This window comes from Pseudomonas frigoris, from assembly GCF_047758635.1.
In the GTDB taxonomy this organism is placed as follows: Bacteria; Pseudomonadota; Gammaproteobacteria; order Pseudomonadales; family Pseudomonadaceae; genus Aquipseudomonas; species Aquipseudomonas frigoris.
In genome coordinates, this window is sequence record NZ_CP180479.1 from 2,016,160 (window position 1) to 2,029,226 (window position 13,067).

At 57.5% G+C, this 13,067-nt stretch carries 12 protein-coding genes; 3 read left to right on the plus strand and 9 right to left on the minus strand.

Annotated features, from left to right (window positions below; genetic code table 11):
• Nucleotides 1-45: 45 nt before the first annotated feature.
• The 8 genes from ACMXYH_RS09170 to ACMXYH_RS09205 form a co-directional block, all read right to left on the minus strand.
• Nucleotides 46-3,690, minus strand: a complete 3,645-nt coding sequence (locus ACMXYH_RS09170; protein ID WP_415766888.1) for a transporter substrate-binding domain-containing protein — start codon at nt 3,688-3,690, stop codon at nt 46-48.
• 8 nt (nt 3,691-3,698) lie between these two features.
• Complete coding sequence (locus ACMXYH_RS09175; RefSeq protein ID WP_046049241.1) at nt 3,699-4,325, minus strand: response regulator transcription factor; 627 nt, start codon at nt 4,323-4,325, stop codon at nt 3,699-3,701.
• 255 nt (nt 4,326-4,580) lie between these two features.
• On the minus strand, nt 4,581-4,973 hold the full coding sequence (locus ACMXYH_RS09180) for a response regulator (RefSeq protein WP_095131946.1): 393 nt from the start codon (nt 4,971-4,973) through the stop codon (nt 4,581-4,583).
• A gap of 183 nt (nt 4,974-5,156) precedes the next feature.
• Nucleotides 5,157-6,485, minus strand: a complete 1,329-nt coding sequence (locus ACMXYH_RS09185; RefSeq protein WP_415766889.1) for a deoxyguanosinetriphosphate triphosphohydrolase — start codon at nt 6,483-6,485, stop codon at nt 5,157-5,159.
• A gap of 69 nt (nt 6,486-6,554) precedes the next feature.
• Nucleotides 6,555-7,718, minus strand: a complete 1,164-nt coding sequence (locus ACMXYH_RS09190; RefSeq protein ID WP_415766890.1) for an EAL domain-containing protein — start codon at nt 7,716-7,718, stop codon at nt 6,555-6,557.
• A 123-nt stretch (nt 7,719-7,841) separates the two neighbouring features.
• Nucleotides 7,842-8,183 carry a hypothetical protein gene (locus ACMXYH_RS09195; protein ID WP_140683436.1) on the minus strand — a complete coding sequence of 114 codons (342 nt, stop codon included), beginning with the start codon at nt 8,181-8,183 and terminating at the stop codon, nt 7,842-7,844.
• Nucleotides 8,180-8,569 (minus strand): phage holin family protein, encoded by a 390-nt coding sequence (locus ACMXYH_RS09200; protein WP_008145878.1) that lies wholly within the window; start codon nt 8,567-8,569, stop codon nt 8,180-8,182. The genes ACMXYH_RS09195 and ACMXYH_RS09200 overlap by 4 nt, the downstream gene beginning before the upstream one ends.
• A gap of 1 nt (nt 8,570) precedes the next feature.
• Nucleotides 8,571-8,885, minus strand: coding sequence for a DUF883 family protein (locus tag ACMXYH_RS09205; protein ID WP_415766891.1), 315 nt, complete (start codon nt 8,883-8,885; stop codon nt 8,571-8,573).
• 306 nt (nt 8,886-9,191) lie between these two features.
• On the opposite strand from ACMXYH_RS09205, the gene ACMXYH_RS09210 reads away from it, so the two are divergent.
• Nucleotides 9,192-10,400: an ammonium transporter gene (locus ACMXYH_RS09210; RefSeq protein WP_134419154.1), complete on the plus strand. Its 1,209-nt coding sequence runs from the start codon at nt 9,192-9,194 to the stop codon at nt 10,398-10,400.
• On the opposite strand, the gene ACMXYH_RS09215 is transcribed toward ACMXYH_RS09210, so the two are convergent.
• On the minus strand, nt 10,397-12,109 hold the full coding sequence (locus tag ACMXYH_RS09215) for a cation:proton antiporter (RefSeq protein ID WP_415766892.1): 1,713 nt from the start codon (nt 12,107-12,109) through the stop codon (nt 10,397-10,399). The genes ACMXYH_RS09210 and ACMXYH_RS09215 overlap by 4 nt on opposite strands.
• A gap of 208 nt (nt 12,110-12,317) precedes the next feature.
• Here ACMXYH_RS09215 and ACMXYH_RS09220 point away from each other — a divergent pair, with 208 nt between their 5' ends.
• Both ACMXYH_RS09220 and ACMXYH_RS09225 read left to right on the plus strand, forming a co-directional pair.
• Nucleotides 12,318-12,554, plus strand: coding sequence for a glutaredoxin family protein (locus ACMXYH_RS09220; RefSeq protein WP_111452360.1), 237 nt, complete (start codon nt 12,318-12,320; stop codon nt 12,552-12,554).
• Between the two features lie 169 nt (nt 12,555-12,723).
• On the plus strand, nt 12,724-13,041 hold the full coding sequence (locus ACMXYH_RS09225) for a hypothetical protein (RefSeq protein ID WP_046049178.1): 318 nt from the start codon (nt 12,724-12,726) through the stop codon (nt 13,039-13,041).
• The last annotated feature ends 26 nt before the right edge of the window (nt 13,042-13,067 follow it).

Consider the following 13,067-nt stretch of genomic DNA (forward strand, 5'->3'; position numbering starts at 1 on the left):
GGTCTCTCCATGATGGTTAACGCACTGCTCAGCGTCCAAGCATAGTTAAGGCTCTGTCATTCTGCTTTTGTCGTTTTGGCCGATCTGTTGCTGCAATGCTTGCTCCAATTCGAGCATGGCGCGCTCTATCGCCTTGCTGCAATCGGCCACTTCGTCGTGATGAAACACTTCATGGCAGGCCTTTTCCAGCGCCTCGCAGCTGTCGATCACCCGGGAAGCCTGGACGATTCGGGCGGCGCCCTTGATTTTGTGGGCGACGTCGAGAAATGGCTGAGGTTCTTTGGAGGGGGACAGCGCCAGCAGTTCTTTTCGGTCCAGACGGTTGCTGTTCAACAGTTCGGTCAACAGTCGCTGGTCCAATACCGGATCGCCACCGGTCAAAAGACGCAGTCCTTGCAGGCTGAACGCGGGATCGCGGACGGTTGGCCTGATACCTTCAAACCACTGACTCAAGGCTGTCAGGGTAAGGGGCTTGAACAGGCAGTCGTCCATCCCGGCTTGTTTGCAGCGTTGTATTTCTTCCGGTTGTGCGTTGGCGGTAAAACCCAGCACGGTACAGGGCGGGCGGTGCGTTTTTTGTTCTTGTCGGCGAATGGCGCGGGCCAGTTCGTATCCGTTCATGATCGGCATGTTGCAATCGACAATCACCAGATCGAACGGCTCGGCTTCCCATGCCTCAAATCCCGCCTTGCCATCCGGCGCGACGCTGAATCGGTGGCCCAGAAACTCCAGTTGCTGGCACATGAGCAAGCGATTGGCGGGGTGATCGTCGACCACCAAAACATTCAACGGGGGTGTCGTGGTGTGGATTTGCGCTTCAACAGTCTCTGGCTTCTGCTCGAGCGGCAGTGTTGCCAGATGCAACGACACCTCGACTTGAGTGCCGACACCCGGCTGGCTGCTCAATTGCAGGCTGCCGCCCATCATTTCGCACAGGCTGCGGCTGATCACCAGCCCAAGCCCCGCACCGCCTCTGGCTGATTGCCCGCAGTGATCGGCTTGAGCGAAAGGTTCGAACAGCCGCCGCTGATCCTGTTCACTGATCCCTATGCCGCTGTCGTGTACCTGCAACAGCATCCGGACCCGCTCAGGCTCGGCGGTTGGGTGCAGGTCGACGATGATCCTGATTTGGCCGCGCTCCGTAAATTTGATGGCGTTGCTCACCAGGTTGGACAGCACCTGCTTGAAGCGCATCGGGTCCAACAGGACATCAAACCCTGGATTGGCAGGGCGAAACTCCAGCTGCAGCCGCAGGCTTTTCTGGCGCGCCAGTCCATCGAAGACCCGCACCACCGAGGCCACGATTTCACTTGGATTGACCCGTTCAGGGCTCAGGCTCAGCCGTCCGGATTCAATCCGTGCAATGTCGAGAATGTCCCCGATCAGCTCCAGCAGGTCCTTGGCCGAGTTGTACGCCACATCGATGGCCGAGCGATCCGGGTGCGTATGATCGATGCGTTTCAGCGTGAGTTCGAGCATGCCGATGACCGCATTCATCGGGGTGCGGATCTCATGGCTCATGGTCGCCAGAAACGTGGTTTTGGCACGGTTGGCTTCATCGGCGCGTTCTTTGGCATAGCGCAGATCATCGAACAGTTGCCGCCGTTCGCTGATGTCGATCCAGCCGCCGATGATGCCTTGTACTTCACCGCTCGAATCACGGTAGGGAAGAATCCAGTGGTAAATCGTCAGCCTGCGGCCGCCGATGTGCAGCGCGCGATCGAGAATCAGCGGTATGCCCTCGGCCACGACGCGCTGGTAATCGGCCTGATACTCCCGGGCTTCGAACGCATTGCTCATATTGCCTTGCATGACGCCTTTGCCGATGACGTCTTCACGTCTCGCGCAGAAGGCTTCCAGGTAACTGTCGTTGCAGCTTTGCAGCAGCCCCTGGCGATCGCGCACGTAGATGGGATGAGGCGTCCCGTTGACCAGTGATCGCATAAATTCGAGTTGATCGTTCAATGCACGCTCGGCTGCCTGACGCTGCTTTATCTGGCGACGCATGTAAGCGTTCCAGGCAACGGAAATCAGCAGCAGTACCCCGGCACCGATGACGATTTGGTAGAACAGTCGGTGATAGTTGCGCCAGGTACTTTGCGAGGACGCCGAATAGCCGCGCCAGCGGCTGTTGATGATGCCCAGTTCTTCCGGCGCAATGCTCAGCAGTGCCTTGTTGAGGATGGCGTTCAGTTCTTTGGCATCTCGGCCTGTGGCCAGGGAAAACGCAGCCTGCCGGGTACCGATGGTGGTACTGATTTGAAGGGTGTGCTCGAAGAGCTGCGATGAGATGAAGTAGTTGGCAATCACCAGTGAATTCACCGCACCTTCTGCCTTGCCCTCGGCCAGCAACTCCACGGCGCTGAACGTGTCCGGGGTTTCAATCAGCCTGATCCGCGGGAACTCGCTGCGCAGGTAATCCACCAGGGGATTGCCTTGGGCGATTGCCAGGCGTTTGTCCTGCAACTGCGCAAGGCTTGTCGGGCTGTCGGCGGCTTTGCGAGTCAACAGGACAAAAGAGTTTTGCAGGTAGGGGCGGGTGAAGTTCAGCGTAGATTCACGTTGGGCGCTGGGGAGCAGGGCGGCGATCAAGTCGGCCTTATTGTCCCTGATCTGCTCGATCATCTCGTCATCACTGCGGCTGCGACGGACGTCGAAGCGCAAACCGGTGCGCAATCTGATCAGCTCGAGCAAGTCGGCGGTAACCCCACGAAAGTTGCCATCACTGTCGAAAAACGTCAGCGGCGCAAAAGCCTCATTGACCACCACACGCACTACCGGGTGTTGTGCCAGCCAGCGTTCCTCATTGTGGGTGAGCTGCAGTTTTTGATCAGTGAGCAGCATGTCACTGCCGGCACTCCAGCGTTTGGAGATGTTGTCTCGTTCGCTGGTGGGAATGGCCATGAGCATTGCGTTGATGATCCCGAGCAGTTGCGGGTTGTCCTTGTGCACGGCAAAGCTGAAACCGTGGGCTTCGTGTTTGCCGAAGTTGGCCATGCGGATGTTGTTCAGATACCCCTTGTTGATCATGTAATGGGTGGAAATGGTGTCACCCAGAAAAACGTCAGCCTGGTCGAAGGCAACGGCATTGATCGCATTCTGGTAGGACGGAAAGGACGTGATGATCGCCCTCGGATACATTTCCTTGACCTCCTCCAGCGGCAAATAGTGATACACCATGCTCAGGCGCAGACCGGCCAGGCCATCGGTCAAGGATCTGGTTTCACCTTCGCGTGTCACCAGAACCGGCTGGTCTACGGCGTAGGGGGTGGAAAGTACGATGTCAGCGTTGTGAGCTTCGAATCCATTGGCGGTCCCCAGCAAATCGATCTCGCCGTTTTCGAGTGCCTCTATAGCGGCCTCCCGGGACGAAAATCTCAGAACCTTGATTGGCAAACCGGTTGTTTTACCGAGGATGCCCGCGTAATCGGCGGTAAAACCTTCGTAGTCGTGACCACTGATGGTCAGGTCGAAAGGGGGGTAGTCCGGGGCTGACGTGCCCAGGATCAGTTCCCGTTTATTCTCAATCCATTGTCGTTGTGATTTATCCAGTTGGACTTCCTGGTGTCCGGCCATCGAGCGACTCATCAGGGTGTAGTTCTCGCTGACGGTCTGCGCAGCGGCCACTGAGGCGGTGAGGCATAATCCTGCGGCCATGAGTGTCAGATAATCCTTTATACGACTGGGCATCCTGTTTCTCACACTAACGCGTTGCGTTTTGCCATATCGATGAGTTCAACCAGGGATTTGGCTTTGAGTTTCTGCATGAGGCGTTTTTTATAAGTGCTGACAGTCTTGTTGCTCAGAAACATGCCTTTGGCAATTTCCTTGTTGGTGCGGCCTTGGGCAAAGAGTTGCAATACCATCAGTTCCCGGTCATTGACTGACTTGAACAGTTCCAGGTCGGCGAAACGTGCGTCATCACAGCGAACAGGATTCAAGGCCTGACTTGGGAAATAGTTGTAACCTGACAGTACGGCCTTTATAGCACTGACCAGTTCACTCAGGTCTTCCTGTTTACACACATATCCTGATGCGCCGGATTGCATGCAACGAATACCGAAAAGTGTCGGGCACTGTGCTGTTAACACCAATGTTTTCAAGCGGGTACTCATTGCGTTGAAACGGGCGAGAACTTCCAGCCCATCCAGCTTGGGAATGCTGATGTCGAGAATGACCAGATCAGGCATGCATTCGCGAACCATCTGCATGGCGTCGACCCCATTATCAGTTTCTCCGACGACTTTGTAACCTTCATGTTCAAGCAACATTCTGACGGCAAGGCGGATGACCGGGTGATCGTCGACAATAAAAACGGAGTTCATAATCAAATCCCATACGAGCTCTAATAAAGCGCGCACCTTAGCTCAGATAGTTGAGGCGACGCATGAGCTGACGGACCTGCAGCGGCAATACAGGAACAATCCTACAGCTGAAGAAGAATGGGACTACGTATCAACTAGGTTTTTTATGAAGAAGGGTAAAGGTTGTTGGTAGTTAGTCGAGAGGTTGGAAGTATTTAATTGTAAGTTGTGAGTTATGTTTTGGCTTGGTTTTTAGTGCGTTTGGTATGTGGTTTTTTACAATGAGGCCAAGGTCAATAAGTTTCTAAATTCGGATTGTTTCAGCGGTTTGATCAAGTACCCCAACAATGGCAGTCCGTGTTCGTTGGCCTTTTTTTCAAGTTCATCCAGTTCAGCGGATGTCAGGCTGCTTAACAGTATTGCCTGTCTAATCATCCCCCGGTGGCTGGCGAATTCGACCAGATCAAGCCCGCAGAGGTCGGGCAGACATTGATCGCACAAAAGAATATCAAATGGTTGCACAGCCTTGAGCATTTGTTGCAAGGCGCCATCGGCACTGTCGGTGGTGGTCAGTTGGGTGAAACCGTAACTCTCAAGCAGGTATTGAGTCGCCCGGAGTTGGAAGGGATGATCTTCCACCAGCAAGATGCGCAGATCGTCTTTGAACATAGGAGTATTCACGCTTCTTCTGTCGAACTGAAGGACGCGAGATTATTTCGCGAGGTTACCGAATAATCGATCAGTTAGCTCAGCGCATGTTGTAGGGGGATTCGGCGAACGTTGAGTGCACTTGGGGTTTGAGAGGCAAATCAACCATTGCAGGCGGCGTAATGGCTGATCACCCAGGTCTCATCAGTGGCTCGAACGACCGGTCATCTCCAGCGCCATTTCGCTTGCATAGCTGTCGGTCATGCCGGCGATGAAATCAATCATCCGTAGAAACGAGGCGTGCAATGAGCCGTGAGGATCGGGCGCATTGTTACCCAACAGGTCGAGGACTCGGCGACTCTTGAAAGACGGCGTTCGACCGTTATGCTGTTCCAGTGCCGCGCCGCAGAAGGCATTGAGCAGGATTTCCAGCGTGGTGTAGGCGCCGATTTCATGCAGGGTCTTGCGCTTGTCCTGGAAGATTTTCTTGCGCGCCATGTCCTTGGCATTCAAGACGCAACGCTTGGCAGGGCCGTGCATGTGCTCCACCAGATCACCGGGCAGCGTGCCGGCCAGCAACGCGTCCTGTTGCTCGACAAAGGCCCGTGCTGCGGCGTTGGTCAGGTGTTCAATGGCTTTGCCTCGCAGGATCGCCAGTTTGCGCCGGCGCGAATCCAGTGGACCAAGCTGGCGATAGGTTTCCGGCAGATCGTCACCCACAATGTCCAGCAACAGGGACTCGACTTCGGCGTACTCCAACAACTCCATTTCCAGACCGTCTTCCAGATCGATCAGCGCGTAACAGATGTCATCGGCAGCCTCCATCAGATACACCAGCGGATGGCGCGCCCAACGCTGTTCCTCGAGTTGCGGCAGGCCGAGTTTATGGGCGATTTGTTCCAGAAGCGGCAATTCGCTCTGATAGCAGCCGAACTTGTGTTTCTTGTAGCCTAGTGAATCCGCGTGTTTTGCCGTCCATGGATACTTCAGATAAGTACCCAGCGTGGCGTAGGTCAGCCGGGTGCCGCCGTCGAACTGGTGATATTCCAGCTGGGTGAGTACCCGGAAGCCTTGGGCATTGCCTTCGAAATTGAGGAAGTCATTGCGTTCGACTTCGCTCATTGCATCCAGCCAGCCACGGCCGGCGGCTTGCTGGAACCAGTGGCGAATCGCGTCTTCGCCGGAATGGCCGAAGGGCGGATTGCCGATGTCATGGGCCAGGCAAGCCGATTGCACCACCATGCCCAGGTCGCTGGGCTCGCACCAGTCAGGCAGGGCGCTGCGGATGGTTTCGCCGACGCGCATGCCCAGCGAACGGCCGACGCAGCTGACTTCCAGCGAGTGGGTCAGGCGCGTGTGGATATGATCGTTGCTGGTGACCGGATGGACCTGGGTCTTACGCCCGAGGCGGCGAAACGCGCCCGAGAAAATGATCCGGTCGTGGTCTTTATGGAAAGGGCTGCGACCGAGTTCTTCCGGGCTGTGCAGAGGCTTTCCGAGGCGTTCGCGGGTAAGCAGTGTTTGCCAATCCAAGGCTGGTTCTCTCCGTCAGGTGACTGATTGCTTAAGCTTCCGGGTTCGCGTCCGGACCTGCAAGCGGAACTACAGCCCGACGGCGTCGATATCGATGAGCAGCAGTCGCTCGCCGTTGTCGAAAAATTGCCCGGCGGTGAGGCAATACTGGTTGCTGGTGGCATCGCGGTAAGTATTGGAGAGCGTCAGTCTTCGCTCATCCCAACCCTCTGCCAGCAGGTGATAGAAGTAGGGGCGCCATGACCAGTTGTGGCCCAGGTAGCGATTGTCGGCCTCCCAGCCGTTGTTGCGCCATTCAAGGTTGGGCGTCAGTTGCGTGCCGTGGCGGTCGCATTGGTAGAAGCGCAGCAGCCAGGGAAATGCATCCAGTTGTGGCAAGGCACTGAGCGGCGCGCGGGCCTGAGCCCATGCTTGCAGGATGGTCATCAGCTCGCTGAGTTGCTGGCGCATGATCATCAGGCGACCGCGCTCATCCAGCTTCTGCTGAACATAGCGCTGACGCAGTTGCGCGAAGCGCTCGACAAAGGCGTCCGAGGCAAAGAAACCGGCTTGCGCCCGGGCGAACAGAAAACCCTGAACGTAGCGCGAGCCGCACTCCAGGGCAAAACTCAGTTGAGCCTCGGTTTCCACCCCTTCGGCGATGATCCAGCAACCGGTTTTCTCCGCCATTTGCGCCAGAGCCTTGACCACGTCGCTGCTCGGTCCACCTAACGCAGCGGCCTGGAACAAGCGCATGTCGAGTTTGAGAATGTCCGGTTGCAGCGCGAGTACGCGATCAAGCTGAGAGTATCCGGCACCGAAATCATCGATGGCGATCCTCGCGCCGGCCTGTCGGTAGCGTGCCACGACTTCGGTCAGGCGCTGAATATCGCCTCCCAGTTCGGTGATCTCGAAGACAATGCGTTGTGGATCGACGTTGTGCCTGCTCAATTGCTCGAGGCTCGGTAGAGCCTGGTCCTGCCGCAAGCGGTTGATCCAGCGTGGCGATATGTTCAGGCTCAGAAACCAGTCCGAGGGCGCTTCATGCAGGCGGCTTAGCGCGTTATCGCGGATCTGGCGATCCAGACGACGCAGCGCGATGGCGGGCGTTCGCGGGTCGGCGAACAGCGGCCCCACCGAGGTCAGTTGACCGTCGGCCTGCAGCAATCTTCCCAGTGCCTCGACACCAGCGATACGGCCGGTGGTGGTATCGATGAATGGCTGAAAACTGGCGAGCGGTTGCCCGTCGATCACGAGGCCTCCTTGGTCAGGTCTTGTTATTGGATAAAACCTGTTCACCGGTCAGGCACGCAGGATTGAACCCCTCGATAAAGAGGTTCAATCCAGATGTTGCAAGAATGCAGCCAGATAACGGCCTTAGTGGTGACGCGAAGAGCCTTGCATGACCAGCTTGATCAACGGCCCCAGCGTGGCGCCGAGACGAACCAGTCGAGTGAGGCTGCTGACGCCACCGCTCTTGGCGCCCTTACCCGTCAGAAAGCCCAGCAAGGTGACGGCTGCCACGCCCCAGAGTGGAGCGTGCTTGATGCCGAAGCCATCCTGCAGGTTCTGCGTCATCCCGCGCACGCGCTGCAAGGGTTGCAGCAGTTGCGCGGATTCGTGGCGGATTTCCTGACGATGCATTTCCATGCGCAGGCGGATCAGCGCCTTGCGCATTTCCGTGCGCGAGCTGTTGTGAGGCAGTTCAGGCAGGCTCATGGCAGCAGACGCTCCCGATCGTTGGCCAACTCTTCCAGGGTGCCGTGGAAGGGCGACGATTCATCGAAAATCGCCGCTCTCAAGCGCATCGCACAGAAAATGGCCGCAAGTGTGTAGAAAACACAGAGCCCGATGATTGCCGCCAGACGGTAGGTGTCCCAAAACAGGATCAACACCAGCGTCGACAACCCCACCAGCAACAGCAAGGCAAAAACCAGCGCCAGGCCTGCGAATAGCAACAGGCTTACCGTGCGGGCTTTTTGTTCCTGCAATTCGATGCCGAACAGTTCGACATGGCTGTGCAGCAGTCCAAGAAACGCGGCACCCAGGCGCCGCGGTGAGGAGCTTGGGCCCGTCGCGGACGAGCCGGATTCGCCGATCGCCATATCAGCGCCGAGTGGCCAGCAAGCCAAGCAGGAAACCCACGCCGGCCGCGATCCCGACCGATTGCCATGGGTTGGCCTGGACATAGTCTTCGGTGGCGGTAACGGCAGCCTTGCTGCGGTCGCGCAGGGAGTCTTCGGTCAATTTCAAGGTTTCGCGCGCACGCAGCAGACTGTCGTGGATTTGCTCGCGCAACTCATCAGCCTGATCGCCGGCCAACGTTGCGGTGTGTTCCAGCAAGCGTTCGGTGTCGCTGACCAGCGTCTGAAAATCGTTCATCAGGATTTCTTGAGCAGTCTTTGCCTTGATACTGGCCATGGGTGGATCTCCGTAAGTGGCTTCTGAATCGTTCGAGTATGAGCCTTGCGCGAAGGTTCAGTACAAATGACTGGTACAACTTTTGCTACGTCGTGGTGCGTCTGCCTGCGCCGTTGCGCTGTTGCTGGGCAGGATTCGAGCAAAACCTTATCTCAAATAATGAAAACTCGCGCAAAGGTTCCAACCTTGTGCGCCAAAGTGGCTCATCGGGATCAATCTGCCGATCCCGGCAAGGTGCAACTTGGTGCATGAATTGTCTGCGCGAACTGCTTTGGTGCTTTTTTAGCCTTCAGGTCTGCCAACCCCATGGAAAATCTGCAAAGCGCTGTGGACAGTCTGGTCCATAGCTCAAATACGTTGTTCATTCTGATCGGCGCGGTCATGGTGCTGGCGATGCACGCCGGTTTCGCCTTTCTTGAAGTCGGCACGGTTCGACAAAAGAACCAGGTCAATGCCTTGTCGAAGATTCTCAGCGACTTCGCCATTTCGACCCTGGCCTACTTCTTTATAGGCTATTGGATTTCCTATGGGGTGACCTTCATGCAACCGGCGGCGGTGATCAATGCTGATCATGGCTATGGGCTGGTGAAGTTTTTCTTCCTGCTGACGTTTGCTGCGGCGATACCCGCGATCATTTCCGGAGGCATCGCCGAGCGTGCCCGGTTCGTCCCGCAGTTGTGCGCAACAGCACTGATCGTGGCGTTCATCTATCCGTTCTTCGAGGGCATGATCTGGAACGGCAACTTTGGCCTGCAAGCCTGGTTGCTGGAGCACTTTGGCGCCAGCTTCCATGATTTCGCCGGCTCGGTGGTGGTCCATGCCATGGGCGGTTGGCTGGCTCTGGCGGCGGTGTTGTTGCTCGGGCCGCGCAATGGTCGCTATCGCGAAGGGCGACTGGTGGCGTTCGCGCCCTCGAGTATTCCCTTTTTGGCGCTGGGGTCGTGGATCCTTATCGTTGGCTGGTTCGGTTTCAACGTGATGAGCGCGCAAACCTTGCAAGGTGTCAGCGGACTGGTGGCGGTGAACTCGTTGATGGCCATGGTCGGCGGTACCGTGGCGGCGCTGATCGTCGGGCGCAATGACCCGGGCTTTCTGCATAACGGCCCGCTGGCCGGGCTGGTGGCGATCTGCGCCGGTTCCGATCTGATGCACCCGGTGGGTGCGCTGATCACTGGCGTCATCGCCGGCGCATTGTTTGTCTGGTGCTTCACCGCGGCTCAAGTCAAATGGCGCATCGACGATGTGTTGGGGGTTTGGCCGTTGCATGGTTTGTGTGGCGTCTGGGGCGGAATCGCCTGCGGCATTTTCGGCCAAAGCGCGTTGGGTGGGCTGGGCGGCGTGAGTCTGATCAGCCAGTTGATCGGCACTGCGTTGGGGGTGGTTGTGGCGCTGGCCGGTGGCTTTGCCGTGTATGGCGCGATCAAGGCGTTCCATGGTCTGCGCCTGAGTCAGGAAGAAGAGTATTACGGCGCGGACTTGTCGGTGCACAAGATTGGCGCTGTGAGCCAGGACTAGTTCTCTTCGTCGTCAGCGCCAGGATAGAAACCGTGCAGCAGACGATAGCGGTCGTGCCGAATCTGGTCGGCCCGCTCCTGTACCTGATGCGCGGGTAATCCCAGCATGATCAGCGCGTGGGAGGCGAGCATCAGGCTCGACTCCAGCAGTTCGGGCACGACTTCGCTGGCGCCGGTTGCCTTCAACTCGGCCAGCTGGCTGTCGTCGCGTGTGCGCACCAGAATAGGCACTGTCGCGTTGAGTCGCCGCGCTTCCTTGAGGATCAGTAAAGCGATGTCGGCCTGATCCACGGCGATCACCAACAGCCTGGCGCGCTCCAGCCCTATCGCGACCAGCAGTTCACCGCGGCGTGAGTCGCCATAATGCACACAGGTTTCACCCGCGGCGGCTTCGTGGACACGCACCGGATCAGTATCCAGTGCGATATAGGGTTGCTGTGCATTGCGCAGTGCGCGTCCGATTGACTGACCTACACGACCGTAGCCACATATAACGACATGGTTGTGTAACCCGGCATTGAGCGCGCTGATTTCTTCAAGTTTTGCTTCTTCGTTGGGTTTGCGATGCAGGCGGGTGGCGATGTGGGGTGCGGCGCGCAGCAACAACGGCGTGACGAGCATCGAACAAAAGGTCGCCGCCAGCAGCAGGCCGCCAAAATCCGCGGGCATCAGTTTGTTCTGCTGCATCTGTGCCATCAGCGCAAAGCAGAACTCGCCGCCCTGAGCCAATGCCAGGCCGCTGCGCCAGGCGGTTTCGCCATCGCTGCCACGCCATTTGACCAGCAGCGCAACGACGCTGCCCTTGAGCACCAACAACCCCAGGGTCAGGCCGAGAATCAGCAGGCCGTGGTTGGCGAACAACTGCAAGTCGATCAGCATGCCGATACTGACGAAGAACAACCCGAGCAGGATGTCGCGAAACGGGCGGATGTCGGCCTCGATCTGATGCCGGTAGTGGCTTTCCCCCAGCAGCATGCCAGCGAGAAACGCACCCAGGGCAGGCGAGAGACCGAGCAGGTGCGTCAGCCACGCCGTCAGCAGAACAATCACCAGCGCCAGTAGCACGAACAGTTCCGGGGAACGGGCAGCCGCCACTTCATGGAACAGCCGCGGCAGCAACCAGCGACTGGCCAGCAGCAGACCGACGAACAACACGACGGTTTTACCCAGCGTCAGTGGCAGCGCCCAATACCAGGCCTGGTCGCTGCTGCCAGCGAACACCGGCACCAGGGTCAGCAGCAATACCGCCACGACATCCTGGAACAGCAACACGGCAATGGCATTCTGACCGTGGCTGCTGAAAATCTCGCCGAGACTGCTCAGCTCTTTACTGACAATGGCCGTGGAAGACAGCGACAGGCCGGCGCCGAGTAACAGCGCAGGCGTGATCGGCATGCCGAGCAGCATCAGCAAACCACCTAGCAGCATCCCGGAGCACAGCACTTGCAGACTGCCAAGGCCAAACACCACTCGGCGCAACACGAGCATTTTCGACAGGGAAAACTCCAGCCCGAGGGAGAACAGCAGAAACACCACGCCCAACTCGGCGAGGTCCGGCAACTCTTCGTTTTCATTCACCCAGTTGAATGCAGTTGGCCCGACGATCAGCCCCACGCACAAGTAGCCCAGCACCGGTGGCAATCGCAGGCGCTGGAACAGTGCAATCACCACCAGGGAGGAGGCGAGGATGATCAACAGGTTAGCGAACACAAAAAACTCCGGTGATGGACGCTGGCAATTCAAGCGTAGAGGCAAATAATCCGTGAGCATCGCGCAAAGGATATGGAAGGCGACTGATGTGCGTCAGCGTATTGCCGCGACCCGTTGCCGTTATGGCTCAAGGGTAGAGCATTCAATGGCTCGACGGCTTTTCGGGGCGGGCCTAGAATGATGACTTAATTTTTTCGGTAGAGCGCTCATGCTTCCTGAATGTCAGCTGTTCGGCACCCTTGGGTGTCATCTCTGTGAAGTGGCAGAAGCCATGCTGATGGAATTTGTCGAGCGCGGTCTGCTGGTGGAACTGGTGGATATCGCGGACGATGAAACATGGTTCGAAGCTTACAGTCTGCGTATTCCGGTATTACGGCGGGTCGATACTGGCGCGGAGCTGGGCTGGCCGTTCAGTGCCGATCAGGTAGTGGCGTTCCTGCGTTAAGCCGTTGTCGCGAATGGCGATGTTCCGCCTGTCGAACTTTGCGATGGACCCCCTTGGCTTTACCGGCACTGATCGGATACTGTATGCGTATACAGTTATTCGTGATGCCTGCCTTGCACCCCTGGTTTTCGGGTTTGGGCAGGCGGTCCGGGCGTGAGAGGGATGAATTGTGGTCAATGTCGAACAATTGAAGAACAGCGTGAACCGGATGTCGGCGGACGTGGTGCGCGAGGCTGTCCTCGAATTGCGTCTGGATGGCCTGGTGACAGAAGGAAAAACCCCCTTCAATAAACTGCATTTCAATACCTGTTTCGCCGAAATCGAAGCCTTGTTCCAGCGTGCGGGCTATCACCGGCAGCTGGATGTCGTGGGCTATCAGGGTTTGTTGTATGCGCTTTATGACCCTGGTCGCTGGGAGGCAGTCGATGTGCTGCGCTGGCTCAAGGAGTTCACCGAAGCGGCAGCGCGCGCGCAGATACCGGCTTGAGGATTCTCTTCTAGGTTCGTTCCGGC